General features: G+C 67.6%; 21 protein-coding genes. 10 read left to right on the forward strand and 11 right to left on the reverse strand.

The annotated features are described in order from the left end of the window. Window positions 1–154 precede the first annotated feature (154 nt). Window positions 155–1675 carry an AMP-binding protein gene (locus AC07Z7_RS15525; RefSeq protein ID WP_494766793.1) on the reverse strand — a complete coding sequence of 507 codons (1521 nt, stop codon included), beginning with the start codon at window positions 1673–1675 and terminating at the stop codon, window positions 155–157. A gap of 258 nt (window positions 1676–1933) precedes the next feature. Between AC07Z7_RS15525 and AC07Z7_RS15530 the strand changes: the two genes are divergently transcribed. After that, complete coding sequence (locus AC07Z7_RS15530; protein WP_494766830.1) at window positions 1934–3019, forward strand: DUF533 domain-containing protein; 1086 nt, start codon at window positions 1934–1936, stop codon at window positions 3017–3019. 258 nt (window positions 3020–3277) lie between these two features. Next, entirely contained in the window at window positions 3278–4648 is a 1371-nt protein-coding gene (locus AC07Z7_RS15535) for an SPOR domain-containing protein (RefSeq protein WP_494766794.1), read from the forward strand. Here AC07Z7_RS15535 and AC07Z7_RS15540 read toward each other — a convergent pair. Then, window positions 4635–5423: an alpha/beta fold hydrolase gene (locus AC07Z7_RS15540; RefSeq protein ID WP_440112936.1), complete on the reverse strand. Its 789-nt coding sequence runs from the start codon at window positions 5421–5423 to the stop codon at window positions 4635–4637. The genes AC07Z7_RS15535 and AC07Z7_RS15540 overlap by 14 nt on opposite strands. 16 nt (window positions 5424–5439) lie before the next feature. Then, complete coding sequence (locus AC07Z7_RS15545; RefSeq protein WP_440112940.1) at window positions 5440–6444, reverse strand: M14 family zinc carboxypeptidase; 1005 nt, start codon at window positions 6442–6444, stop codon at window positions 5440–5442. A gap of 204 nt (window positions 6445–6648) precedes the next feature. Between AC07Z7_RS15545 and AC07Z7_RS15550 the strand changes: the two genes are divergently transcribed. Both AC07Z7_RS15550 and AC07Z7_RS15555 read left to right on the forward strand, forming a co-directional pair. Beyond that, complete coding sequence (locus tag AC07Z7_RS15550; RefSeq protein ID WP_165773957.1) at window positions 6649–6792, forward strand: hypothetical protein; 144 nt, start codon at window positions 6649–6651, stop codon at window positions 6790–6792. Continuing rightward, a complete protein-coding gene (locus AC07Z7_RS15555) occupies window positions 6767–6928 on the forward strand; it encodes a hypothetical protein (protein WP_291470747.1) in 162 nt (53 codons plus the stop codon). The genes AC07Z7_RS15550 and AC07Z7_RS15555 overlap by 26 nt, the downstream gene beginning before the upstream one ends. A gap of 30 nt (window positions 6929–6958) precedes the next feature. Here AC07Z7_RS15555 and AC07Z7_RS15560 read toward each other — a convergent pair whose 3' ends face one another. Further along, a complete protein-coding gene (locus AC07Z7_RS15560; RefSeq protein ID WP_494766795.1) occupies window positions 6959–8707 on the reverse strand; it encodes a diguanylate cyclase in 1749 nt (582 codons plus the stop codon). Window positions 8708–9094: 387 nt separating this feature from the next. Here AC07Z7_RS15560 and AC07Z7_RS15565 point away from each other — a divergent pair, with 387 nt between their 5' ends. Beyond that, a complete protein-coding gene (locus AC07Z7_RS15565) occupies window positions 9095–9550 on the forward strand; it encodes an HU family DNA-binding protein (protein ID WP_094291543.1) in 456 nt (151 codons plus the stop codon). A gap of 94 nt (window positions 9551–9644) precedes the next feature. Here the strand turns inward: AC07Z7_RS15565 and AC07Z7_RS15570 are convergent, their stop codons facing one another. Genes AC07Z7_RS15570 through AC07Z7_RS15580 form a run of 3 tightly spaced genes read right to left on the reverse strand, consistent with a single transcriptional unit; the run spans window position 9645 to window position 13438 of the window. Continuing rightward, window positions 9645–11444 (reverse strand): feruloyl-CoA synthase, encoded by a 1800-nt coding sequence (locus tag AC07Z7_RS15570; RefSeq protein ID WP_494766796.1) that lies wholly within the window; start codon window positions 11442–11444, stop codon window positions 9645–9647. Window positions 11445–11483: 39 nt separating this feature from the next. Next, entirely contained in the window at window positions 11484–12425 is a 942-nt protein-coding gene (locus AC07Z7_RS15575; RefSeq protein ID WP_494766797.1) for a 3-hydroxyacyl-CoA dehydrogenase NAD-binding domain-containing protein, read from the reverse strand. Window positions 12426–12445: 20 nt separating this feature from the next. Further along, the gene (locus AC07Z7_RS15580; RefSeq protein ID WP_494766831.1) at window positions 12446–13438 is read right to left on the reverse strand and encodes a Bug family tripartite tricarboxylate transporter substrate binding protein; all 993 of its coding nucleotides are present in this window, start codon (window positions 13436–13438) and stop codon (window positions 12446–12448) included. 279 nt (window positions 13439–13717) lie between these two features. On the opposite strand from AC07Z7_RS15580, the gene AC07Z7_RS15585 reads away from it, so the two are divergent. Then, the gene (locus tag AC07Z7_RS15585) at window positions 13718–14410 is read left to right on the forward strand and encodes a Crp/Fnr family transcriptional regulator (RefSeq protein WP_252659875.1); all 693 of its coding nucleotides are present in this window, start codon (window positions 13718–13720) and stop codon (window positions 14408–14410) included. A gap of 37 nt (window positions 14411–14447) precedes the next feature. On the opposite strand, the gene AC07Z7_RS15590 is transcribed toward AC07Z7_RS15585, so the two are convergent. The 4 genes from AC07Z7_RS15590 to AC07Z7_RS15605 all read right to left on the reverse strand — a co-directional run bounded on the left by AC07Z7_RS15590 (window position 14448) and on the right by AC07Z7_RS15605 (window position 18950). Continuing rightward, window positions 14448–15254 (reverse strand): alpha/beta fold hydrolase, encoded by an 807-nt coding sequence (locus AC07Z7_RS15590; protein ID WP_494766798.1) that lies wholly within the window; start codon window positions 15252–15254, stop codon window positions 14448–14450. After that, window positions 15251–16807: a benzoate-CoA ligase family protein gene (locus AC07Z7_RS15595; RefSeq protein WP_494766799.1), complete on the reverse strand. Its 1557-nt coding sequence runs from the start codon at window positions 16805–16807 to the stop codon at window positions 15251–15253. Before AC07Z7_RS15595 ends, AC07Z7_RS15590 begins: the two co-directional genes overlap by 4 nt. A 51-nt stretch (window positions 16808–16858) precedes the next feature. Further along, the gene (locus tag AC07Z7_RS15600) at window positions 16859–18421 is read right to left on the reverse strand and encodes a 3,4-dehydroadipyl-CoA semialdehyde dehydrogenase (RefSeq protein WP_494766800.1); all 1563 of its coding nucleotides are present in this window, start codon (window positions 18419–18421) and stop codon (window positions 16859–16861) included. Between the two features lie 61 nt (window positions 18422–18482). After that, window positions 18483–18950, reverse strand: a complete 468-nt coding sequence (locus AC07Z7_RS15605) for a DUF4863 family protein (RefSeq protein ID WP_494766801.1) — start codon at window positions 18948–18950, stop codon at window positions 18483–18485. A gap of 199 nt (window positions 18951–19149) precedes the next feature. Between AC07Z7_RS15605 and AC07Z7_RS15610 the strand changes: the two genes are divergently transcribed. From AC07Z7_RS15610 to boxA, 4 genes are all read left to right on the forward strand, one after another. Next, window positions 19150–20085, forward strand: a complete 936-nt coding sequence (locus AC07Z7_RS15610) for a helix-turn-helix transcriptional regulator (protein WP_094291550.1) — start codon at window positions 19150–19152, stop codon at window positions 20083–20085. A gap of 188 nt (window positions 20086–20273) precedes the next feature. After that, complete coding sequence (gene boxC, locus AC07Z7_RS15615) at window positions 20274–21944, forward strand: 2,3-epoxybenzoyl-CoA dihydrolase (RefSeq protein ID WP_494766802.1); 1671 nt, start codon at window positions 20274–20276, stop codon at window positions 21942–21944. Between the two features lie 44 nt (window positions 21945–21988). After that, on the forward strand, window positions 21989–23416 hold the full coding sequence (gene boxB / locus AC07Z7_RS15620) for a benzoyl-CoA 2,3-epoxidase subunit BoxB (RefSeq protein ID WP_252659869.1): 1428 nt from the start codon (window positions 21989–21991) through the stop codon (window positions 23414–23416). A 145-nt stretch (window positions 23417–23561) separates the two neighbouring features. Next, a complete protein-coding gene (gene boxA, locus AC07Z7_RS15625) occupies window positions 23562–24830 on the forward strand; it encodes a benzoyl-CoA 2,3-epoxidase subunit BoxA (RefSeq protein WP_252659868.1) in 1269 nt (422 codons plus the stop codon). Window positions 24831–24835: the final 5 nt, after the last annotated feature.

The raw sequence follows: 24835 nt of genomic DNA on the forward strand, positions 1-24835 counted from the left end.
ACGTAAGATACTCATTCACCTTCGCCAAATCGGTGAAGGCTCAGTGAGCCTCACACACGGAAACTCGGACAGGCCCGGCGAGCCTAGTAGATGAGCGCTAGCTCATCCAGCGAATGGGTGATTTCCAGCCTTCAGCCTTCAAGCGACTCTAGTGCTAGACGTTAGCCCCCATCCCCCGCAGCTCCGTCTTCAACACCTTCCCATAACTGTTCTTCGGCAGCGCATCCACCCACCAGTATTCCTTAGGCCGCTTGAACCGCGCAATGTGATCCGTGCACAGGGCATCCAGCACCACATCGGCCACCGCCCCGCCCTCCCCCGCGACCAGGTAGGCCACCACAACCTCGCCCCACTCCGCATCGCGCTGGCCCACCACGGCGACCTCGCGCACCTGGGGGTGGAGCAGCAGCACCTCTTCCACCTCGCGCGGGTAGATGTTGGAGCCGCCGGAGATGATCACGTCCTTGGACCGGTCCTTGAGCGTGAGAAAACCATCGGCATCCAGCGCACCCATGTCACCGGTGTAGAGCCAGCCATCGCGCAGCGTCTGCGCCGTGGCTTCGGGGTTGTTCCAGTAGCCGGGCATCACGGTATCGCCGCGCACCACCACCTCGCCGGTTTCGCCCGGGGGCAGGGGCTGGCCTGTGGCATCGACCACACGCACTTCCACCAGCGACTGCGCCACACCGACAGATACCATGCGCTCGGCCCAGCGGGGGTGGTTGCGGTCGGCCAGCTGGGCGCGCTGCAGGGCGGTGATGGTCATGGGGCTTTCGCCCTGGCCGTAGATTTGTACAAAGCGGTTGCCCATCACGGCCAGGGCGTTGCGCAGGTCGTCGGCGTACATGGGGCCACCGCCGTAGACGATGGTCTTGAAGCCGCTCGCATCGGCGCCCGTGGCACGCACATGGTCCACCAGGCGGTGCACCATGGTGGGCGCGGCAAACAGGGTGAGCTGGCCCACGCAGGCCGCCAACTGCACCAACTCGGCAGGCTCGAACCCGCCCGACCGCGGCACCACATGCCGGCCGCCGCGCAGCACCTGGGCGTAGTTGTACAGGCCCGCGCCGTGCGACATGGGCGCGGCGTAGACCATGGCGTCGCCAGGCAGCACGTCGTCCACATCGGTGAAGTAGCAGGCCGTCATGGCCAGCAGGTTGCGGTGGGTCTGCATCACACCCTTGGGGCGGCCGGTGGTGCCCGAGGTGTAGAACAGCGAGGCTAGGTCGTCCGGCGCGCGGTCGCACACGGGCATGGGGGCGTGCGACACGGCGGCCTGGTAGGCCTCGGAGCCCAGCACCAGCGTGTGGGCGGGGTCGGCACCGGCCTCGTGTGCGGCGGCCAACAAGGCCTCAGACACCAGCACCACGCGTGCGCCCGAGTCGGCCAGCACATAGGCCAGCTCCTTGGCATGCAGCTTGTAGTTGACGGGCACGGACACGGCGCCCGCCCACAGAACAGCGTGCAGCGCCTCCAGATACCCCGGCGCATTGGCGGCGTAGATCGCCACGCGGTCGCCGGGCAGCACGCCGTGGCGCTCGCGCAGGCAGGCGGCCAGTGCGGCGGTGCGGGCGCCGAGCGCCTGGTAGGTAAACAGAAGCTGGTCGCCGTGCAGCACGGCGGGCTGGTCGGGATAGAGCTGAGCGCTGCGGCGCAGCAGGTGGGCGATGTTCATCGTGTGTCCCCCATCGGGGCAAAGTTGCCCGCCCCCATCCCTGTCGCCGCCAGCCGCATGCCGTGTCTCCTTGTTGCAATGAGGCAACCACTGTATGCAAACCCGGCAGCGCCGCACAGTCGATCAACTACGCAAGGAGAAACCCGCATCGGCTGCGCCCCCCGGCGCAGGCGCGATACAGCGGGTTACCAGATTCCTGCAATTCCCCACACGCTGTGGCGTTGAAAGCCTGCGGCCTAGACTGCATCTGACCAAAACATCCGCCCCGCAGCACACAACGGCCATCGCGCCGCCTGCGGAACCGCTTCTTTCCACCGGCCCCCAGGCCCACACCGCATGAACTCCGAACAGCAAAAATCGATTCTCACCATTGCCTTGCTAGCCGCTTTTGCAGACGGCACCAAGGACGATGCCGAGCGCGAGGAGATCCGCCGCATCGCCCAGTCGCTGGCGGGCGACAGTGGCATGGCCGACCTGCCGCGCATCTACCAGGATGTGCTGCTCAAGCGCACCAGCGTGCAGGCCGCTGCCGCTGCGCTGAGCGACCCGGCCCACCGCCAGCTGGCTTACGAGATGGCCGTGTGCGTGTGTGATGTGGATGGGCGGCAGACAGCGGCGGAGGCGCAGTTTCTGGCCGCGCTGAAGGCCGCGCTGCAGCTGGGTGCGCAGCAGACGGCGGCGTTTGAGCACGATGCCGATGCGCTGGTGGATGTGGTGGAAAAATCCGCCCCCTCGGCCACGCCCTGGGGGGCGGCGGGCGCTGCGGCCTACGCCGCTGCGGCACCAACCCCTGCAGCCACCCAGGCCACGACAACGCCCCCCGGCCCGGCCGATGCCGAGCTGGACAAGTCCATCCTCAACTACGCGCTGCTCAACGGCGCGCTGGAGCTGCTGCCCCAGTCCTGGGCGTCCATGGCCATCATTCCGCTGCAGGTGAAGATGGTGTACGGCATTGGCAAGGCGCATGGGGTGGAGCTGGACCAGGGCCATATCAAGGAGTTCATCGCCGCTGCCGGGGTGGGCATGACGTCCCAATACCTGGAGCAGTTTGGCCGCAAGCTGCTGGGCGGCCTGCTGGGCAAGGCGGCGGGCCGGACGATTGGCGGGCTGGGCAGTGCGGCCACGGGCATGGCGTTTTCGTTTGCCACCACCTATGCACTGGGCCAGGTGGCCAAGCGCTACTACGCCGGGGGCCGCGTGATGAGCACGGCCATGCTGCGCGATACCTTCCAGAACCTGCTGGGGCCCGCCAAGCAGATGCAGTCGCAGTACCTGCCGCAGATCCAGCAGAAGGCCGCCACGCTGGACGCGGCCAAGGTCATGGCCATGGTGCGGGGCGGCTGAGCGGGGCCGTGCGCGTGGCTTCAATACTATATTTTTGATAGCAAACAATCGATACTGGATGCGCGGAAGCGGCCTATTTTTCCAATATTCCGGCGCTGAAACAGGATAGAAACCCCGGCCACACGCCCACCGCACCTGCCGGGCGGCGGGCGCGGTCGGCGCGCGGCGGCGGGGCCCCTGTGCGGCGGGGCCGCAACAGCGGAGCGACTTGCACCCCACACCGGTGGCGTGCGCGGCGGTGCGTGACAGAATCGGCCCATGCTCGACCACACGGACCCTGTCGCCTCCATCATTCCGGCCATGTCGCTCGATTCCCCGTCCGACAACGCCATGACCGCGCTGTCCCGCCTGGCGCTGGGGCCCGTCAACACCGACTACTACCTGGCCGTCTTCGAACGCTTTGACAGCACCGGCCGCACGACCACTACCTGGAACTGGGCCGCCTGCCTGGCCACGCTGAACTGGATGGTGTTCCGCCAGCTCTGGGGCGCCGCCCTGGTGTATGTGGCGGCGGCCGAGGGGCTGGCGCTGATCGTGTTTGGCATTGGCAGGTCTTTTCTGAACTGGCCACCGGGCGTGGAGCTGGGCGTGCTGGGCGCGTTTGCGGTGCTGGCCTTTGCGGTGCCGGGGCTGTATGGCAATGCCATTTTGTATGCCGACATCCGCAAGCGCATCGCCCGCGCGCTGGCCGCATCGCGCACTGTGCCCGAGGCCTGCGCGCTGCTGGAGAAGCAGGCCAGCTCGCGCAAGCGCCTGCAGATGGTGGTGCTGGCCAACGTGGTGCTGGGCGTGGCCGCATTGATCGCTTACCTGGTCTGGTCGCCTTCAGACACCAAACCCCTGGCGCTGGAGCCCGCAGTGACCGTGGCCCAGGCCACCGCAGCGGCCACGGCAGCTTCGACCACCACACCAGCTTCACCGGCCAAGGCCACGGGCCAAGCTGCATCCACGACAGCCCCCATGCCAGAAGCAGCCCCCGAACCAGCCCCTGTGGCAGAGTCGCGCCTCGCACCCGCACCCGCACCCGCACCCGCATCGCCCCCGGCACCGGCAGCCGCAGCAGTCAAGGCATCTGCAGCCCCCAAAGCCTCGACCCCCAACGTGCCGCCCGCCACGGTGCTCCCGCCACCGGCCGAGCCCGCCCCGTCAGCACGGCCTGCTTCAGCCCCTGCCAGCAAGGCGGCCGCGTCGGCACCGGCACCAGCCAAGACGGCCACACCTGCAGCATCCACCCGCGCATCGGCCACCACCAGCCCGACAGCCTCGGCCGCCAGCACGCCCGCCCCCCGGCGCGAGGCCGCCGCCAGCCGCGCCAGTGCCGCCACCAAGCCCAAGGCACCTGCGTCGGCACCAGCCGCTGCCGCTGCCGACAAACCGCTGCCCACCGTAGGCACGGCGGCGGGCTACTACATCAACGTGGGCCTGTTTGCCGAAGAGGCCAATGCGCGCAAGGCCCAGGCGCGGCTGCTCAACGAGGGCCTGCCCGCCTTCCGCCAGGAGCTGGACGGCGCCAAGGGGCGGCGCATCCGTGTGCGCGTGGGCCCCTACGACACGCGCGCGCAGGCCGATGCCGCGGCAGAAAGCATCCGCGCCATGGCCCTGGAAGCCGTGGTATTCAAGCAGCCGTAACCGGCGCGCCGCCCGATGGGTGCGACCCATGTGTTGCCCACTGCCGCACCTGCTCCACCACCCAGGCCGGGTCGTCCAGCGGCAGGTCGTGGCCTGCAAAGGGGTGCATCACCAGCGGCAGGTTCCACGCAGCGGCCAGCGCTTGCGAACACGCGCTGGCCACCAACTGGTCGTGGCGGCTGGCCAGCAGCAGCAAGGGGGGCAGCGGTGCGGTGGCCGGAGCCCGGTAGCGCGCGGCGGCCAGCAATTGGCGCAGCGCGTTGCGGCCCGACACCGGCCGCTGCCTGCGCACGGTGGCCCAGTGCGCCAACACCGGGGCGCGCGCTGCGGCCAGGTTGCTGGTCATCGCCAGCACCTGCTGCTCCACCGCTTCGGCCGGGCGGGCCAACAGCACCAGGCGCAGCAGGGCGCCGTAGTTCTGCGGGCGCAGCCGGTGGTAGAACGGGCTGAACGGCCGCAGGCTGGTGTTGACCAGCACGCCACTCGCGATCTCCTCCGGCGCCCCCTGCGCCCATTCCACCGCCACCATGGCGCCCAGCGACATGGCCAACAGGTGGTAGGGCGGCACCAGCCCGCGTGCCGCCAGATCGGCGCGGCAGGCCTGCACCATGCCCTGCACCGTGGTGGGCGAGGGCCTGTGGTGCCAGCAGCCGTTGCCGGGCAGGTCCACGGCCAGCACGGCATCGCCGGGCAGCGCCTGCTGGAGGTCGGCCACCAGCCCGCCCCAGTGGGCGGTTTCGCGGGTCAGACCGCGCAACAGGATCCATTGGCGCATGGTGCAGCGCTCCGTTTCAGTACCAGGCCGCGAGCGCGTCGGCGCGGCGTTGTGCGCGCTGATCGGGCGCGGGCACCCAGCGTGCATGACTGCAGGCCGCACGCGCCAGAAAGTCGAGCAGCGACAGGTGCCGCCGTAGCACGCGCTGCTGGCGGTGGTTGATGAGCGGGTTGAAGATGCCGTTGCGCGAGAACAGCTGGCGGGGGTTCTTCTTGATCCACAGCCACGAGCCCATCTCCAGCGTGAGCGGCAGGAAGGTGTGTGTGGGCAGGGTCTGGCAGGCTTGCAGGTACAGGTGGTCCCACAGGTCGCCATGCGCCAGGTACTGCGTGCTTTGCGGTTCGATGATGTACTGGTGGTGGCTGTGAGCCTGCAAAAAGATCTCTTGCAGCGCATGCAGCTCGGCCAGGTGCGCAATGGGTTTGCGCGTGTGCGCAAACGGAAACCACAGCCGGTCCTTCACGCCAAAGCCCGAGTGGCAGTCCAGCGCCATGCTGAAGGGGCGCGCCAGCAGCTGGGCCGTGGCCACCTCGCACAGCGCCTGGCTCTCGGCCTCCATGGGGTCGCCCAGGCGCCCCCGGTACCAGGGCAGGCCCGCGCTCACCCGCTGCCCGCCCACCCACAGCGGCACGCGGTCCACGGCGTCCACCGGGGCGTTGCGCATCAGGTCCACCCCGCGCGGGTTGGCCCGCGTGGCCGACCACATGCCGCCCGGGTTGACGATGGGCATGAAGACCAGGCGCACCTGCTCCAGCTGCCGGTGCAGGGTGGTGTCCCATTGAAGGCGCATGACCACGTTCTGCAGGTAGGCGATGACCACCTCGGCCCCGATGCGCTCCAGCCCGTGCACGCCGCCAAAAAAGCCCACCGCAGGCACATCCAGCGCCGGGTTGCCCACACCAATGGCGTAGACCGGAAACCGCTCGCCGGTGGCCACCTGCACCTGCCGCACCACCTGCACATCGAGATGGGGCGCGCCCTGCTCCAGGATTTTTTCCAGTGCCAGAAGCTCGGGCAGCATGTGCAGAGGGGTTTTTCAGGAGGGATGGCAAGGACTCACCGCAAGAGGATAGCGCCCGCCAGCACGCCCGGGTGGGCAAACAGGCGCGTGGCGGGGCCGCTGTTGGGTTCATGCGAACCGACGCAAAACCGTCACACAACGGCGGTAACTTGCCCTGCAGATCGCCACGGTCTTCCTTCAACCTCCCTACGAAAGAGGCGCACCATGCTCTGGAAATTGCTCGGATTGCAGCGGCTGCTGGATCAGCTGTTCGATGAAGGGGGCTGGCTGAGCTTTGACCTGCCCCGCACCCACGAATGGGCGTGCGACGGAGCCTTTGACGATGCACCGGCCGCCGCGCAGGACTGAGGCCTACCGCTGGGCCGTGGGCCGGGGCATGCTGGTGTGCGCCCTGGCCTGGGGGTTGGTGGAGCTGCTGGCGCTGCAGCGCTCGCGCTTTCAGCAGTGGCGCCAGCGGCAGCAGGCCGCCATCCACCACCACTGAGCGGGCCAGGCAGAAAGCCGGGCAAGGCGCTCAGTCTGGCGACACTGAAGCTGCCACGGCCCGGTTGCGCCCCGCATTCTTGGCCTGGTACATCGCCGCATCGGCGGCGGACAACAGGGCATCCAGCCCCCAGCCCCCGTGGGCCGAGTCCGCAATCCCCAGGCTCACCGTCACGCGCACCTCGGGGTCGGCCGTGCCCATCACCTGCGCTGCGGCCACCTTCTCACGCAGGCGATTGGCAAACTGCAGGCCCTGCTCCCGGTTGCAGTGGCTGAGCAGCAGCACAAACTCCTCGCCCCCAAAACGCGCCGCCAGATCGCCCTCGCGCAGTTCGGCGCGCACCACATCGGCCACCGCCAGCAGCGCCTTGTCGCCCGCGGCGTGGCCCAGGCTGTCGTTGAGCTGCTTGAACCAGTCCACATCCAGCACCAGCACAGCCATGTCAACGCCGTAGCGCGTGGCTTGCGCCAGGGCGGTGCGCGCCTGGGTGATGAAGGCACGGCGGTTGGGCAGGCCCGTGAGGTAGTCGGTTTCGGACTGCTCCCTGAGCTGCTCGATGAGCAGGTCGCGCTCGCGCTCCAGGTCCTGGCGCCGGCGGGTCTGGCCCTGCAGCGCGCGCACCGCACCGATGACCGCCGACATCTCGTCGTCGGCCAGGGGGACGGGCAAAGGCGCCTGCAGGTCGTTGTTGGCCAGCGCTTTCAGGGCCCGCGTGGTCTTGGCCAAGGGCTGCAGCACGCGGTGCTGGATCACATACAGCGCGCCGCCCAGCACCAGCAGCAGCGCCCCGGAGCCCGCCAGCGCCCAGACCAGCACCCGCAGCGCGCGCCGGTGTTCCTGCTGCGCGCGGTCGCGGGCCTGGGCCAGCAGCGCATCGCGCAGCGCCAGGATGGGGTTCATCTCGGGCACATACAGGGCCGCGAACTCGGCGGCCGACAGGCCGTAGTGGCCCTCCCCATCGCCCTGCGCCAGCACCTGGCCCAGCAGCTCCTGCGCCACACCAAAGTACCTCGCCTCCACCGTGCTCCACGCCTGCGACACCGCTTGGGCCTCATCCGGCAGCTGCAGCCGCAGCTCTACCAGCGTGCGCAACTGCGCAATGCGCCCCCGCGTCTCGTCAATGGCTCGGCGCTCGGCCGCAGAAAACGGCTGCGCCTTGACCAAGGCCGCTGTGAAATGGGAACCCAGCAGGCCTGCGTATTCGCGCAGCGCTGCGGCCAGGCGCGCGCCCTGCACATCGTCGCCCAGTGCGGGGTAGGCGTGCTGGGCGGCACTGGCCAGTGGGTTGGTCACCGGCGACAGCAGGGGCACCACGGCCACCATGCCCTGCACAGCGTCGCGGATGGCCTCGGCCGAGCGCTGCGCTTGCGGCAGCGCCAGCACCTGGTCCACATCTGCGCGGGCCTGTACCAGCGCACTGCGCGCGGTCTGCAGACTCTGCACCAAGTGGATGCCGTCGGCGGTGGAACGGGGTGCGGCCGCCACGGCCTGCCGCAGGGCCTCGAACGCCTGGTCAGTGCGCGCCCGCGCCTCCTGCAACGCCTGGACGCGCGGCTGCGCCATGGGCAAAGCATCGCCCAGCGCGCCATTGGTGGGCCCACGTTCGCGCGACACCATCTCCACCGCCACCAGCCCGCGTCGCAGCTGCTCCAGCAAGCGCAGGCTTTCCGACGCCTTGTGCACCGATTGCCATTCGGTGGTGGCCAGGCGCCCCACCAGCACCATCGTGGCCACCAGAACCAGGGCCCCCAGCAGGTGGAGCATTCGACTGAGTTGCATGAACAAACAAGCGCTTTGCGGGCACCACACCAGAAAAGGAAAACTGCACCAGGCAGCGCAGGAAAGGCCGCCCCTGCGCGCTGCGGCCTGCCAGGATTGTATGAAGGCTGGTCGGGGAGACCTTTCCCGGGCGGCCGTGGACTGCTGTGGCCCGACCCACCAGGCGCTCCGAGGCATCTGCTTGTGTGCGTTCAACACACCTCGGCACTGCCCCCCAACCCCCCAGTGCGGCCCACACCATGCCCCACGGCACAGGGCCATGCAGAAGCCTCAGACACCGGCAGGACATGCCCTCTATCGGTCTGGGCGTTCTCGCACCTAAAATCACGCAGGCTCTCGACAAATCGGAGAGGGCTGATCGCAATCCAAACCAACGAAGAAACAATCATGGCAACTGCAAAGAAAGCTCCAGCACCCGCAAAGAAAGCCGCCGTCAAGGCCGCAGCACCCGCAGCCAAAAAGGCTGCTCCCGCCAAGAAGGCCGCAGCCCCCGCTGCCAAGCCTGCAGCAGCGGCCCCCGCAGCGCTCAAGCCCATCAAGACGGCTTTCAACAAGACCACGCTGGTGGCCCATCTGGCCGAGCAATCGGGCGTGGAACCCAAGGCCGCCAAGGCTGTGCTGGCAGCCCTCGAAGCCGCCATCCTGGGCTCGGTGCACAAGAAGGGCTCTGGCGAATTCACGCTGCCCGGCGTGCTGAAGATCGGCCTGCAGCAAGTGCCTGCCAAGAAGAAGCGCTTCGGCAAGGACCCCTTCACCGGTGAAGAGCGCTGGTTCCCCGCCAAGCCCGCATCGGTCAAGATCAAGACCCGCGCGCTGAAGAAGCTCAAGGACGCAACGGCCTGATCAGGCCTTTGGTTCTTGCAGGCCGTACCGGCCTGCGTGCATGGGCCCTGCCCCATGCACGCCCCCCGCCCCCCCCGCCCCTCTCCCCGGACAGTCAGCCGGTGATCACACCCGCAGCAGCGGGTTCGGCGTAGAGCGCAGCCACCGCTGCTGCGCGGCGTGACAACACAGCCCCCTGGTTGATATAGCCCTTGTCGGTGATTTCCCCCGCGTCAGCATCGGGCGGCTCCCGCATCACCAGCGCCCGTGTGGGGCATTGTGAAGACCCCGCGCCCGCATTGCGCCGCGCATGCATCAGCGCGCGCAAGGCCGCTTCCAGCCTGCCCGTATCGGCCACACCTGCTGCCGATGGGAACACCAGCATCCCCACCTCGTCGCGGTTGTGGCCCGTGAGCACGATGTCCTGCACCAGCGGCGCAAGCTGCGACACCAGCTCCACCCGCAATGTGCCCACCGACACCCAGCTGCCGCTGGACAGCTTGAAATCTTCGGCCACGCGCCCGTTGAACACCACGCCCCGCTCGGGCCGGTCGGCGTCGGCCAGATAGCCTGCGTCGCCAATGCGGTAGAAGCCCTCGCTGTCGAAAGCAGCGGCAGTTTCGCTGGGCGCGTTGCGGTAGCCCGCAAACACCGAAACACCTTTGACCCGCATCTCCAGCTTGCCGCCGTTGGGCACCAGCTTGAGTTCCAGCCCTGGCAGCGGCGCGCCAATGCAGCCCGCACCCTCCAGGCGCCAGTGGGCGGTGGTCACGGCGGGTGCGGTTTCGGTGGCACCCCACGAGGTAGTCAGCCACAGGGGCCGTGCCGGACGCACCCGGTGGGCCAGCGCCTCCAGCCGCTGCCAGGTGGAGGGGGCCAGTGCGGCCGCCGCATAAAAGGCCAGACGCACACGCGCCAGCACCTGCGCGGCCAGGGCGTCATCGGCCTCCAGAAACGGCAGCAGCATGTCGAAACCCCGGGGCACATTGAAGAGCATGGTGGGCTGCACGTCGCGCAGGTTGCGCACGGTTTTGTCGATGAGCCCCGGCACCGGTCGGCCTTCGTCAATGTAGAGCGTGCCACCGTGGCACAGCACCATGTTCAGGTTGTGATTGCCACCGAAGGTATGGCTCCAGGGCAGCCAATCGACCAGCACCGGCTTTTCGTGGGCCAGAAAGCGCCAGGTCTGGGCCATCATCTGCTGGTTGGCACACAGCATGCGGTGGGTGTTGATGACCACCTTGGGCCGCCCGGTGGAGCCGGAAGTCAGCAGGTACTTGGCATGGCCATCGGCGTCCAGCGCTTCAAACGCCTCGCGCACGGCAGGTGTCTCCTGCCCGCGCTGCAGCTGCTCAAACGCCAGCGCGCCTGCACAGCGGTCGGCATGGCGGCTGAAGACCTTCACCACCTCACCGCCGTAACCGGCCAGCGCTGACGCGTAGACCTGCGCATCGGAGGCGTAGACCAGGCTGGGCTCCAGCACCGCCAGCATGCTGTGCAGGCGGCTAGGGTCCTGGGAGCGCGCGTAGGCGCTGGACATGGAGCAGGGTGTGATGCCCACATGCATGGCCGCCAGCATGAGCACCGCATGGTCCACCGCGTTGTCGGACAGGATGGCAATGGGGCGCCCGGCGGGCAGCTTCAGGTCCAGCAGCGACTGGGCCACCGCACCCACTTCGCGGCGCAGTTGTGCGTAGCTCAGGCCACGCCATTGCTCGCCGCCCGCATCGCGCTCGGCCAGGGCCAGCGTGTCGGGCGTCTCCTGCGCCCAGCGTTCCAGCCATTCGCCCACGCAGCGGGCATAGGGGCGCAGGGCCTCGGGGGAGCGCAGCGTGAACGCGCCATCGTCCAGGGACCGGCGCAGCGTGCGCGGCGGCGCGATCTGATCTTCGTCGTCAAGGAATGCAGGGTGCATGGTGTTGTCTCGCAGGATTTTTTCTGTGTGCAGGGCGCATCAGTCCAGCGCACCCGACGATTGCTTGGCGCGCAGCAGGTCGATCAGCAGCGCATCGCGCGCGCGGGCCAGCTCAGTGGCTTGCCGCGTGCCCAACGCCTGCGCCACCCCATCGACCACCTGGTGTTGCAGGGCCGCATCCATGGACGGGGCCCCCAGGTCGCGCCACCAGTCCTCGATGGGCCCGCCCAGGTGGGCCAGCAGGTGCGCAATGCCGCCCTCGCCGCCCGACAGGTGCAGATTCATGAACGGCCCCATCAGCGCCCACCGCAGGCCGGGGCCCTGGGCGATGGCGGTGTCGATGTCGCTGACGGTGGCTACGCCCTCGTTCACGAGGTGAAAGGCTTCGCGCCAGAGCGCGGCCTGGAGGCGGTTGGCAATGTGCCCCTTGATCTCGCGCCGCACATGGATGGGGCGCTTGCCAATGTGGGCGTAGAACGCCATCGCCTGCACCACAGCCTCGGGCTCCGTTTGCTGGCCCCCGCCTACCTCCACCAGCGGAATCAGGTGCGGCGGGTTGAACGGGTGGCCCAGCACCACCCGCTCAGGCCGCGCGCAGGCTTGCTGGATGTCGCTGATGGCCAGGCCCGAGGTGCTGGATGCCAGGATCGCGTGGGCAGGCGCTGCCGCATCCATGCGGCGAAACAGCTCCACCTTGGCGTCCAGCCGCTCCGGCCCGTTCTCCTGCACAAAGTCGGCCTGCGCCAGCGCGTCCTCCAGCCGGTCATGCCAACGCAGGCGATCCAGGTGGGCTCCGTCCGCCAGCCCCTGGCGCGACAAAGCCTCCCAGTGCGCGGCCACAGCCGCACGCAGGCGCTCCTGCGCGCCTGGCGACGGGTCCCAGGCATCCACGTCCAGACCACGCGCCAAGAAGTACGCAGCCCAGCTCGCGCCGATGACACCGGTGGCCACCACGGCCACGCGCTTCACAGTCAGGTCCATGCGATGGGTTCCTCGTGCGATCAAGACTCAGCCGTGAAGCCGACCTTCTTGACAAGCGGGCCCCAGCGCTCGAACTCGGCTTGCTGCGATGCCTGCATCTCGCCGGGGGTGGAACCCTTGGCGATCAGCCCCACCACGGCCAGGCTGTCGATGACGGCCTTTTCCTTGATGGCAGCGTTGATGGCCGCGTTGGCGGCCGCCACCACGGCAGCGGGCGTGCGGGCCGGGGCGTAGAAGCCAAACCATTCCTCGGTCGTGAGCTCTGGAAAGCCCTGCTCGGCAAACGTGGGCACCTCGGGTGAGAACGGGGAGCGCGCCTGGCCCGAAGTCGCAATCAGCCGCAGTTTGCCGGCCTTGTGGTTGGGGATGAAATCGCCGCTGGGCGTGACCATGGAGGCGATCTGCCCACCCACCACATCCGTGACGCCCGGGATGGAGCCCCGGTAAGGCACATGCTTGAGTTCCACCCCGTTGTTCAGCCCCAGCAGAGCGCCAATGAAGTGCGGCGTGGAGCCTGCTGCGGGCGAGCCGTAGTTGGCCAGCACCGGGTTGGCCTTGGCCCAGGCCAGGAAGTCCCTCACCGTTTTGACCGACGCTGGCACCAGCGGCCCCACAGCCAGACCATGGTGCATCACCGCAGCAATCGACACCGGCACGAAGTCCTTCACGGGGTCGTAGCTCAGCTTGCTGTAGATGTGGGGATAGATCGATGTACACGAGAACGGCGAGAGCGTAAGCACAGAGCCGTCCGCAGGAGCCCCCTTGAGCGACTCCAGCGCAATGCGTCCACCTGCGCCGGGCTTGTTCTCCACCACAGCAGGGTTGCGCGTGTAGGGCGAGCCTGCCAGCTTCTCGCCCACCCGGCGCGCCACGCTGTCCCCTGCACTGCCCGCCGGAAATCCGTAGAGGACCTTGACCTGATCCAGCGCCTGGGCCTGCGCAGCGAGGGGCGACAGGGCTGCCAGCGCCGCTGCGCTGCCCATTTGGTTCATGAAGTGGCGGCGTGTGTACATCATCCTGTGTCTCCTGCGGGTGGTTTGTTGTGGCGATGAAAAGAGGTGCGGCTCAGTGGTGCACCAACGCGGATCTGGCGGCCGACAGGCCACGCCCTGAGCCAAGGGCTGTGGTGTCAAAGACCTTGCGTTGGGTCATCACGGTGCGTAACGGAAAATGCCAGTGCTGCAGATTATTTTTTCCCGACCCCGCCCATTCAGTCATCCCGACGACATTTGGACTCAGGGTATACGTGGGTCTGTCTTTTGAACGGTGCAGCAAGCAGGAGAATGCCCACCATGTTGGTCAAAGTGACGCCCCCCACCATGGACGATCTGCTCGCAGCGTCTGCCTGGTTTCCTCTGCTGGACAGCGGCGCGCAGGCGCGTGTGCGTGATGAGCTGCGCGAGGTGGATGTGCCACAGGGGGGCGCGCTGTGCCGACGCGGCGAAAAGCCCGTGCACTGGTACGGCGCCATCGAGGGCTTGCTCAAGTGGACGGTGACCTCGGGCGACGGCCGCTCGGTCACACTGGGCGGGCTGTCGGCGGGCAGCTGGTTTGGCGAAGGCACGCTGCTGCGCGGCAGCCCGCGCACGGCCGACATCATTGCGCTGCGCCCCAGCCGCGTTGCGCTGATGCCGGTGGAGACCTTCGAGTGGCTGCACGCCACCGAGCGCAGTTTCGACCACTTTCTGCTGCGCCAGATCAACGAGCGCATGCACTGGTTCCTGGGCAACTTCACGGCCCACCACCTGCTCGACACCGACAGCCAGGTGGCCCGGGCGCTGGCGGGCCTGTTCCACCCCTGGCTGCACCCGGGCAGCGATACGCACCTGCAAGTCTCGCAAGAGGAAATCGCCAACCTCTCGGGCGTGTCACGCCAGCGCTGCAACGCGGCATTGAAACGCCTGCAAGCGGCGGGCCTGCTGGAGATCGAATACGGCGGCATCACGGTCACCAACCTGGAGGGCCTGCGCCGCCGGGTGGAGTAGCCGCGCCGCTACAACGGCTTGCAGCGTGGGATGCGCTTCACGAATCAGAGGCCGCGATGAAGGCCACGGTGGCCGCGATCACCGCCTCGGGCTGATCCCGGTGCGGGGAATGCGCGCAGTCAGGCAGCTCCAGCAACCGGGTGCCCGGTACCTGCCGTGCAATGCCGCGTATCTGCGCCAGCGTGCCGTACTCGTCGTCCAGCCCCTGGATGGCCAGCACGGGCGCACGGATGGCGGTGATCTCGGCCTCGATGTTCCAGGCGCGGAACGCAGGGTCCAGCCAGATGCGGTTCCAGCCCCAGAAGGCCGAGTTCGGGTCGTCGTGGTAGCGGCCCAGCTTCTGCGCCAGGTCGGTATGCAGGTAGGCATGCTTCGCACGCTCGATGTTCTCCACCGTCACGCCTTCCACAAAGATATGCGGGGCCAGCAGCACCAGGCCGCGTGTGCGCTCCGGACACCGCGCAGCGAACAGCAACGCGATGGAGGCACCGTCGCTGTGGCCGAACATCCAAGGCGCTTCCCGCACACCCAGCACATCCAGAAAGGCGGGGATCACCTCGTGCGCCTGCTGGTGCATGAAGTCCACGCCCCACACCTCGTCCGCCGCGCGCGGGGTGGACTGGCCGTAGGCGGGGCGCGAGAAGACGAGCCCCCGGAATCCCCCCGCTTCGCACAGCCGCTGCGGGAAGTCCTTCCACATCGCCACCGATCCCAGACCCTCATGGAGGAACACCACCAGCGGGGCCGCCGTGCGCTCGGGCGCGATCCACGCGTACTCCATCTCCACCGTGCGCTGCCGCCAGGTCACAGAGACCTTGCGCGGAGCATCCACCACGGCCGTCATGGCTGCGGCCCCTGCTCGCGCTCGCGCAGCCGAAAGCGCTGGATCTTGCCCGTCGCGGTCTTGGGCAGTTCGGGTACGAACTCGATGAGGCGTGGGTACTTGTAGGGAGCCAGACGTTCCTTCACAAAGGCCTTGAGGTCGTCTGGCGTGGCCGTTTGCCCTTCCTTGAGCACCACGAAGGCTTTGGTCTTGGTCAGACCATCGGCGTCCTGCGTACCGATCACGGCGGCCTCCAGCACCGCCTGGTGCTGCATCAGCGTAGCCTCCACCTCGAACGGCGAGACATAGATGCCGCTGACCTTGAGCATGTCGTCACTGCGCCCGGCGTAGGTGTAGTAACCCTCGGCATCGCGCACATACTTGTCGCCGCTCTTGGTCCATGTGCCCTGGAAGGTTTCGCGCGTCTTCTCGCGGTTGTTCCAGTACAGCAGCGCTGCGCTGGGGCCCTGGATGTACAGGTCGCCAATCTCGCCATCTGGCACCTCGCTCCCATCTTCACCACGCAGCGAGACCTCGTACCCTGGCACGGGCTTGCCCGTGGTGCCGTAGCGCACATCCCCCGGACGGTTGGACAGGAAGATGTGCAGCATCTCGGTGGAGCCAATGCCGTCGATGATGTCGCAGCCAAAGTGGGCCTTGAAGCGCTGCGCGATCTCGGCGGGCAGGGCCTCGCCCGCCGATGAACACATGCGCAGTGACACCGCGCTGCGTGGTGGCAGGCGGGGCGAGGCCAGCATGCCTGCAAAACCCGTGGGGGCCCCAAAGAACACGGTGGGCTGGTGCCGCGCCCAGCGCTCGAAGGTGGCATCGGGCGTGGGGCGTTCGGCCATCAGCACCACCGTGGCCCCCACCGACAAGGGGAAGGTGAGGCTGTTGCCCAGACCATAGGCAAAGTAGAGTTTGGCGGCCGAGAAGCACCGGTCCTGCTCGGTGAGGCCCAGCACCGGCTTGCCATACAGCTCGGCCGTCCACCACAGGTTGCCGTGGGTGTGGACCGTGCCTTTGGGCTTGCCTGTGGAGCCCGATGAGTACAGCCAGAAACCCGGCGCATCCGGCCCCGTGGCAGCGGGCGCCGACAGGGGCGCCACAGCAGTGATGGCAGCCCGCATGTCCAGCGCACCGCCGGGCAACGGCCCCTGCGGCTGCGACACCACCTGCAGGGCCACCTCGTTCGGCTGTCGGTGCATGGCGTCGTTCAGCACAGGCAGCAACACCCCCGACACCAGCACTGCCCGCGCGCGGCAGTGGGACAGCATGTAGGCATAGTCCTCCGGCTTGAGCAAGGTGTTGACGGCCACAGGCAGCACACCGGCGTACAGGCAGCCCAGAAAGGCCACGGGCCAGTCGCAGGTGTCGAGCATCAGCAGCAGCACCCGCTCCTCGCGCCGCACACCGGCCCCCGCCAGCACCGCCGCCAAGCGGCGCGCACGGTCCTCCAGGGCGCCATAGCTCAGGGTTTCATGGTCGTCGATGTAGGCAATGCGGTCGCCGCGCGCGCGGTTCAGCGCAAACAGGTGCTCCGCAAAGTTGAAATGCTCTGGCAGGCGGGTCATGGGGATGTCTCCGAGGTTCTTGTAGGGAAAGGGCCTGCGCAAAAAAAGGGGCTACGCCAGATCGGGCACACCCAGTGCCGCCAGCACTGCGGGGCTGGCCTGCACGGCGCTGCGCTGGTGGTAGAAGTCCAGCGCACGCAGCCCGCCCAGCTCGGCACCACCACCCGCACGGCCCGGGCCGCCGTGCTGCGACATGGGCATCACATTGCCATGGCCACTGTGGGCCTGCGCCACATCGGGCGTGACCACATGCACGCGGCCATGGCTGGCAGCCACGGCCAGTGCGGTCTGTGCCAGTGCGGATTCGTCACTGCCATAGAGCGAGGTGACCAGCGAGCCCTGGCCCCGGTGCGCCAGCGCGATGGCGTGCGCGCTGTCTCGGTAGGGCAGCAGCGTGGCCACGGGGCCGAAGACCTCCACGTCGTGCACTGATTGCGCGGCGTCGGCATCGCGTGCGCCCAGCAGCACCGGGCCGATGCAGGCGGCCACGGCCGGGTCGGCGTCCACCAGCGGCCGGTCGCGGCCATCGTGCAGCATTGTTGCCTGCGCCTGCAGCGCGGCCAGGCCTTCGCGCACAGCAGCCAGCTGGGCGCGGCTCACGAGCGATCCCATGCGCACGCCCTCGTTGCGCGGGTTGCCCACGCTGATACCGGCAAGCTTGGCACCAATGGCCTCGGCCGCCGCGTCGTACACCTCGGCGGGCACGAGGATGCGGCGGATCGCCGTGCACTTCTGGCCCGACTTCACGGTCATCTCGCGCACCACCTCGCGCACCAGCAGGTTGAAGGCCTCGCTGCCCGGCGCCTCGCCGGGCAGCAGCACGGCGCTGTTGAGGCTGTCGGCCTCGATGTTGGCGCGCACCGAGCGCTGGGCCACGGCCGGGTGCGAGCGGATCACGCAGGCCGTTTCGGCCGAACCGGTGAACGACACCACGTCGAAGGGCTGCAGCTCGTCCATCAACCCGGCAGAGCCGCCAGCGATGACCGACAGCGCGCCTGCGGGCAGCACACCGGCATCCACCACATCCTTGACCATGCGCTGGGTGAGCCAGGCGGTGGCCGTGGCCGGCTTGACGATGACAGGCACACCCGAGAGCAGGGCCGGAGCGGCCTTTTCCCACAGCCCCCAGGCCGGGAAGTTGAACGCATTGATGAACAGTGCCACGCCCTGCCGGGGCACCTGCAGATGCTGCGACTGGAAGACAGTCTCCTTGCCCAGCTTCACCGCGTCTCCGTCGCGCAGGGCACGCACATCGCCCAGTGCATCGCCCCATCGGGCGTATTGGCCCAGGGTGAAGATGGCGCCATCGATGTCCACGGCCGAGTCGTTCTTGACGGTACCGGCATTGGCCGTAGCGATCTCGTAGTAGCTGTCGCGATGGGACTGCAACACCTTCACCACAGCCGCCAGCATCGCGGCGCGCTCGCGGTAGGTGGCTGCGCGCAAGGCCGTGCCACCGGTATAACGCGCAAACGCAAATGCCTCGGCCAGGTCCAGCCCTGCCGCATCCACCCGCACCAGCGCGGTGCCCAGCACAGGGTCCCGCAACGCGGCGCCCGGCCCGGTTCCGTGTTGCCAGCGCCCTGCGGCATAGTTGGGGAGCAGTTCAGTCATGCGGGGCTTTCTTCAAGTAGGGGAAAGGAGTCGGCAACAGGTCGTCAGGCCAGCGTGGCGCCTACCGGGTGAAGTGGATCTGCCCCTCGGGCAGGAGGTAGAGCACGAGGGCGCGGCCCTGTGCCACCGTGGGGTGGTGCGCACTGCCGGGCGGGTAGACACACCAGCCAGCAGGGTGGCCATCAAAAGTCGCGCCCCGCGTGAGCGGCATGATCAAATCGATCTCGCCGTTCGGGTGCGTGTGGTGCGGGCCCGCCAGGTCCTGCATGTCCACCACATCCACCGAGAAGCGGTGCAAGGCGTCCTCGGGCTTGAAAACCCGGCCGTAGCGGATGCCACCGCCCTCCCGCTCGCACAACCAGCCTTCACGCACCCCCACCGTGCACGCGTCCTTGAGCCGCTCGTACACATCGCTCCCGGGGCCGTGGTTCTGGTTGAGCCAGCCCGCCAGCGCCGCATCCAGCGGCTGTCCAGCGATCTGGCCCGTCAACGTGGCAAGGGTCTGGTGAAATACGGCTTTGGTGGACATGGGTGTCTCAGGTGAGGGCATCAGGGGCGAAAGTGCAAAGGCAATGGTTTGATCCATGTCCTTGCGCCACCCCGAAACATGCAGTATGTTGCGCCACACGAACAATAGTTTCTGATTCAGTCAGCGTCAAGCACTATAGTGCATATTCGGTATTTTCCCTGAGCAAATACAGGGCGGCAATTGGCGCACAAGGATGGGTATGAACGAACAAGAAGAGGCAGGGACGGGTTTGCCAACGATTGCCACGGCCGCAACCACGACCGAGGAACCCAAGAACCCCGTGCTGGTGGCGCTGGGGGAGCGGGTGCGCAACCTGCGCGCGCAGCGGGGGTTGACCCGCAAGGCCGTGGCCGTGGCGGCCGACGTGTCCGAGCGGCACCTGGCCAACCTGGAGTACGGCACGGGCAATGCGTCCATCTTGGTGCTGCAGCAGGTGGCGGGCGCCTTGCACTGCTCGCTGGCCGAACTGATGGGCGATTTCACGACAAGCTCGCCCGAATGGCTGCTGATCCGCGAGCTGCTGGAGCATCGCAGCGAGCCCGAGCTGCGCCGCGTGCGCCTGGCCCTGCATGAGCTGCTGAGCGGCGGCAGCAATGACACAGCCCGGCACGGGCGCATCGCCCTGGTGGGCCTGCGGGGTGCAGGCAAGTCCACCCTGGGGCCCTTGCTGGCGCGTGCACTCGACGTGCCCTTCATCGAACTGAGCCGCGAGATCGAAAGCCTGGCGGGCTGCAGCGTGCGCGAGATCCACGACCTGTATGGCACCACGGCCTATCGCCGCTATGAACGCAGGGCGCTCGAAGAAACCATCCAGATCCACAGCGAGGTTGTGATCGCCACACCGGGCGGGATTGTGTCGGACCCCGCCACCTTCAACGAGTTGCTGGCGCACTGCACCACCGTCTGGCTGCGCGCAGCACCCGAAGAACACATGGGCCGCGTGGTAGCCCAGGGCGACATGCGCCCCATGGCGGCCAGCAGGGAAGCCATGGACGACCTCAAGCGCATTCTGGACGGGCGCGCCGCCTTCTACTCCAAGGCCGACATCACGATCGACACCTCGGGCCAGACGCCCGAGCAAAGCCTGGCCGCCCTGCACGCGGGCGTGCGCAAGGCTACAGCCCGGGCGGCCTGAGCCCCACACCTGCCACGCCCCACACAGGGTGTGGCCCTGTCCGCCCAGCGCCGCCCTTTCCACCACGCGCCACCTCCTGACGAATCACCGCACAAACATGCATTGACTTGCCTGTTGATATGCATCATGATGCATATCAACAGGCAAAACATGCATTATTTTGCACAAACCCATTCCAAGGAGACACCATGACCCACCCTGTGCAGCCCCCGTCCCGCGTGGACTACCGGACCGACCCCACGCAGTACCGCCACTGGAAGCTGGCCGTGGACGGCGCAGTGGCACGCCTGTCGCTCGACATTGCCGAAGACGGCGGCATCCGCCCCGGCTACAAGCTCAAGCTCAACAGCTACGACCTGGGGGTGGATATCGAGCTGCACGATGCCCTCAACCGCATCCGCTTCGAGCATCCACAGGTGCGCTCGGTCATCGTCACCAGCGCCCGGGACCGCATCTTCTGCTCGGGCGCCAACATCTTCATGCTGGGCGTCTCCAGCCACGCCTGGAAGGTGAATTTCTGCAAGTTCACCAACGAGACGCGCAATGGCATCGAGGATTCTTCGAAGCACTCGGGCCTCAAGTTCGTGGCCGCCGTGAATGGCGCCTGCGCAGGCGGCGGTTACGAGCTGGCTCTGGCCTGTGACGAGATCGTGCTGGTGGACGACCGGTCATCCGCCGTGTCCTTGCCCGAAGTGCCGCTTTTGGGCGTGCTGCCCGGCACCGGCGGCCTGACGCGCGTGACCGACAAGCGCCACGTGCGCCACGACCTGGCCGACATCTTCTGCACCAGCGTGGAGGGCGTGCGCGGCCAACGCGCGGTGGACTGGCGCCTGGTGGACCGCATTGCCAAGCCCGCCCAGTTCGCAGCCACGGTCAATGAAACCGCAGCGCGGCTGGCCGAAGGCAGCCACCGCCCCGCCAGCGCACAGGGCGTGGCGCTGACCCGGGTGGAGCGTGAAGAGAGCGCCGACAGCCTGCGCTACGCCCACGTGGGCGTGAACATCGACCGCACCCGCCGCACAGCCACCATCACGCTGAAGGCCCCCACTGGCGTGCAGCCTACGGACATCGCCAGCATCAAAGCCGCAGGGGCCGCCTGGTGGCCCCTGGCCCTGGCGCGCCAGCTGGACGATGCCATCCTGAACCTGCGCACCAACGAGCTGGACATCGGCACCTGGCTGCTCAAGACCGAAGGCGACGCACAGGCGGTGCTGGCCAGCGACGCCACGCTGATAACGCACCAGGACCACTGGCTGGTACGCGAAACCATCGGCGCGCTGCGCCGCACCTTCGCGCGGCTCGATGTGTCGTCGCGCAGCCTGTTCGCGCTGGTGGAGCCCGGCTCGGCCTTTGCGGGCTCCCTGGCCGAGCTGGCTTTTGCCGCCGATCGCACCTACATGCTGGCCCTGCCCGACGACACGGAACGCGCACCCAATATCACGCTCAACGAGTTCAACTTCGGCCTGCTGCCGATGGTGAACGACCAAAGCCGCCTGCAACGCCGCTTCTACGAAGAAGCCGCGCCACTGGAGGCCGCCCGCGCAGCCGTCGGCAAGGCTCTGGATGCCGACGCTGCGCTGGCGCTGGGCCTGGTGACTGCAGCCCCGGACGATATCGACTGGGACGACGAAATCCGCATCGCCATCGAGGAGCGCGCCGCCATGTCGCCCGACGCGCTCACAGGGCTGGAGGCCAACCTGCGTTTTGCGAGCAAGGAGAACATGGCCACTCGCATCTTTGGCCGCCTCACCGCCTGGCAGAACTGGATCTTCAACCGCCCCAACGCCGTGGGCGACAAAGGTGCGCTCAAGGTCTACGGCACCGGCCAGAAAGCTGGCTTTGATCTGAACCGCGTCTAGCCCCACCCCAACCGTTCGGTTTTCCATCCCGCGAGGAGACATCCATGAGCACCATCAACTACAGCGAGAAGATCCCCAACAACGTCAACCTGAGCGAAGACCGCACGCTGCAGCGCGCCCTGGAAGGCTGGCAGCCCAACTTCATCAACTGGTGGGACGACGTGGGCCCCGAGGGTTCGACCAACCATGAGGTCTATCTGCGCACCGCCGTGAGCGTGGACCCGAATGGCTGGGCACAGTTTGGCCACGTGAAGATGCGCGACTACCGCTGGGGCATCTTCCTGAACCCCGGCGATACCAACCGAGAGATCCACTTTGGCGACCACAAGGGAGAAAAAGCCTGGCAGGACGTGCCCGGCGAGCACCGCGCCAATCTGCGCCGCATCATCGTGACGCAGGGCGACACCGAGCCTGCATCGGTCGAGCAGCAGCGCCACCTGGGGCTCACCGCGCCCAGCATGTACGACCTGCGCAACCTCTTCCAGATCAACGTGGAAGAGGGCCGCCACCTGTGGGCCATGGTCTACCTGCTGCACAAGCACTTCGGCCGCGACGGCCGCGAAGAGGCCGAGGCGCTGCTGCAGCGCACCTCGGGCGACCAGGACAACCCGCGCATCCTGGGCGCGTTCAACGAGAAGACGCCCGACTGGCTCGCGTTCTTCATGTTCACCTACTTCACCGACCGCGATGGCAAGTTCCAGCTGTCGGCCCTGGCTGAGAGCGCGTTTGACCCGCTGGCACGCACCACCAAGTTCATGCTGACCGAGGAGGCCCACCACATGTTCGTGGGCGAGAGCGGCGTCTCGCGCGTGCTGTCGCGCACCGCGCAGGTGATGAACGACCTCAAGACCGACGACCCGGCCCAGGTGCGCGCAGCAGGCGCCATCGACCTCGGCACCATCCAGCGCTATCTCAACTTCCACTACAGCGTGACCATCGATCTGTTCGGTGCCGACCAGTCGAGCAACGCCGCCACCTTCTACAGCTCGGGCCTCAAGGGCCGCTACGAAGAAGGCAAGCGAGGTGACGACCACATCCTCAAAGGCCAGACCTACAAGGTGCTGGAAGTGGTCAACGGCCAGCTGCAGGAGAAGGACGTGCCCATGCTCAACGCCTTGAACGAGGTGCTGCGCGACGACTTCATCAAGGACTCGATGGCCGGGGTGGGCCGCTGGAACAAGGTGCTGGAGAAAGCCGGCATCCCCACGCGCCTGGTCGTACCACACAAGGCCTTCAACCGCCAGATCGGCGCCCTCGCGGGCATCAAGATGTCGCCCGATGGCCGCGTGGTGAGCGAAGCGGAATGGACGGCGCGCAAGGCCGAATGGCTGCCCACGCCGGAGGACTTTGCCTTTGTGGCCTCGCTGATGGGGCGTGTGGTCGAGCCTGGCAAATTTGCGGGCTGGATTGCTCCCCCGGTGATGGGCATCAACCGCCAACCCGTGGACTTTGAATACGTCCGGTTCGGCTGACCCACCCACACACCAGCGTTGCCCCGTTGCCCATACCAGGAAGCAGGGCAACATGGGCCGGGGCCCCACGTTTTTGCCGATAGCGCACCCCGCCCGCCTCCCGGTACAACCCCATACCGACCGCGAGGCCTTCAGGAGAACAACCATGGATATGGCCGTCCAGACCGCCGTCATCAAGCAGCACCTGATCGACCCCGAGATCTGCATCCGCTGCAACACCTGCGAGGCCACCTGCCCGGTAGGTGCCATCACACACGACGACAACAACTACGTCGTGCGGGCCGATGTGTGCAACGGCTGCATGGCCTGCATCTCGCCCTGCCCCACAGGCTCCATCGACAACTGGCGCACCATGCCCCTGGCGCGCGCATACACGATTGAGGAGCAGTTCACCTGGGAAGAGCTGCCGCCCGAACTCCCGCCCGATGCGCTGGCCGCCGAAGGTGTTGTGCCGCCCGTGGATGCCGTACCTACCTCCGGCCCTGTCGCGCCCGTGGAGCCGGGCACGCAAGCGTTCCGCTCGGCCCAGTACGGCGCCACGGTGCCGCCCTGGTCGGCTGCCCACCCTTACACCAACCTGTTCCCGCCCAAAAGCCCTACCGAAGCCACCGTGGTCGGCAACTTCAACTGCACCGAGACGGGCTTCGAGAACGAGACCCACCACGTGGTGCTGGACTTTGGCAGCATGCCGTTCCCGGTGCTGGAGGGGCAGTCCATTGGCATCATCCCACCCGGCACCGATGCACTGGGCAAGGCGCACCACGCGCGCCAATACTCCATCGCCAGCCCGCGCAACGGCGAGCGGCCCGGGTACAACAACCTGGCCCTGACGGTGAAGCGCGTGACGCAGGACCATGACGGCCACCCTGTGCAGGGGATCGCCTCCAACTACATCTGCGACCTGAAGGTGGGCGACAAGGTGCAGGTGGTGGGGCCGTTTGGCAGCTCCTTCCTCATGCCCAACCACCCCCGCTCGCACATCGTGATGATCTGCACCGGCACCGGCAGCGCCCCCATGCGCGCCATGACCGAGTGGCGGCGGCGCCTGCGCAACAGCGGCAAGTTCGAGGGCGGCAAGCTGATGCTGTTTTTCGGAGCCCGCACGCAGCAGGAGCTGCCGTACTTTGGCCCGCTGCAGAACCTGCCCAAGGATTTCATCGACATCAACCTGGCGTTCTCACGCACCGCCGGGCAGCCCAAGCGCTATGTGCAGGACCTGATGCGCGAGCGCGCCGCCGACCTGGCCGCGCTGCTGCGGGACGGCAGCAGCCACTTCTATGTGTGTGGCCTGAAAAGCATGGAAGAAGGCGTGGTGATGGCCCTGCGCGACATTGCCAGTGAAGCCGGGCTGGACTGGGACACGGTGGGCGCGGCCCTGCAGCGCGAGGGCCGCCTGCACCTGGAAACCTACTGAGCCCC

Source organism: Acidovorax sp. GW101-11A03 (assembly GCF_059424825.1).

What these genes read in the sequence shown, in the direction of transcription:
- AC07Z7_RS15525 (WP_494766793.1), bottom strand. Translation starts at nt 1,675, where the DNA reads ATGAACATCGCCCACCTGCTGCGCCGCAGCGCTCAGCTCTATCCCGAC.
- AC07Z7_RS15535 (WP_494766794.1), top strand. Translation starts at nt 3,278, where the DNA reads ATGCTCGACCACACGGACCCTGTCGCCTCCATCATTCCGGCCATGTCG.
- AC07Z7_RS15540 (WP_440112936.1), bottom strand. Translation starts at nt 5,423, where the DNA reads ATGCGCCAATGGATCCTGTTGCGCGGTCTGACCCGCGAAACCGCCCAC.
- AC07Z7_RS15545 (WP_440112940.1), bottom strand. Translation starts at nt 6,444, where the DNA reads ATGCTGCCCGAGCTTCTGGCACTGGAAAAAATCCTGGAGCAGGGCGCG.
- AC07Z7_RS15550 (WP_165773957.1), top strand. Translation starts at nt 6,649, where the DNA reads ATGCTCTGGAAATTGCTCGGATTGCAGCGGCTGCTGGATCAGCTGTTC.
- AC07Z7_RS15555 (WP_291470747.1), top strand. Translation starts at nt 6,767, where the DNA reads ATGCACCGGCCGCCGCGCAGGACTGAGGCCTACCGCTGGGCCGTGGGC.
- AC07Z7_RS15560 (WP_494766795.1), bottom strand. Translation starts at nt 8,707, where the DNA reads ATGCAACTCAGTCGAATGCTCCACCTGCTGGGGGCCCTGGTTCTGGTG.
- AC07Z7_RS15565 (WP_094291543.1), top strand. Translation starts at nt 9,095, where the DNA reads ATGGCAACTGCAAAGAAAGCTCCAGCACCCGCAAAGAAAGCCGCCGTC.
- AC07Z7_RS15570 (WP_494766796.1), bottom strand. Translation starts at nt 11,444, where the DNA reads ATGCACCCTGCATTCCTTGACGACGAAGATCAGATCGCGCCGCCGCGC.
- AC07Z7_RS15575 (WP_494766797.1), bottom strand. Translation starts at nt 12,425, where the DNA reads ATGGACCTGACTGTGAAGCGCGTGGCCGTGGTGGCCACCGGTGTCATC.
- AC07Z7_RS15580 (WP_494766831.1), bottom strand. Translation starts at nt 13,438, where the DNA reads ATGTACACACGCCGCCACTTCATGAACCAAATGGGCAGCGCAGCGGCG.
- AC07Z7_RS15585 (WP_252659875.1), top strand. Translation starts at nt 13,718, where the DNA reads ATGTTGGTCAAAGTGACGCCCCCCACCATGGACGATCTGCTCGCAGCG.
- AC07Z7_RS15590 (WP_494766798.1), bottom strand. Translation starts at nt 15,254, where the DNA reads ATGACGGCCGTGGTGGATGCTCCGCGCAAGGTCTCTGTGACCTGGCGG.
- AC07Z7_RS15595 (WP_494766799.1), bottom strand. Translation starts at nt 16,807, where the DNA reads ATGACCCGCCTGCCAGAGCATTTCAACTTTGCGGAGCACCTGTTTGCG.
- AC07Z7_RS15600 (WP_494766800.1), bottom strand. Translation starts at nt 18,421, where the DNA reads ATGACTGAACTGCTCCCCAACTATGCCGCAGGGCGCTGGCAACACGGA.
- AC07Z7_RS15605 (WP_494766801.1), bottom strand. Translation starts at nt 18,950, where the DNA reads ATGTCCACCAAAGCCGTATTTCACCAGACCCTTGCCACGTTGACGGGC.
- AC07Z7_RS15610 (WP_094291550.1), top strand. Translation starts at nt 19,150, where the DNA reads ATGAACGAACAAGAAGAGGCAGGGACGGGTTTGCCAACGATTGCCACG.
- boxC (WP_494766802.1), top strand. Translation starts at nt 20,274, where the DNA reads ATGACCCACCCTGTGCAGCCCCCGTCCCGCGTGGACTACCGGACCGAC.
- boxB (WP_252659869.1), top strand. Translation starts at nt 21,989, where the DNA reads ATGAGCACCATCAACTACAGCGAGAAGATCCCCAACAACGTCAACCTG.
- boxA (WP_252659868.1), top strand. Translation starts at nt 23,562, where the DNA reads ATGGATATGGCCGTCCAGACCGCCGTCATCAAGCAGCACCTGATCGAC.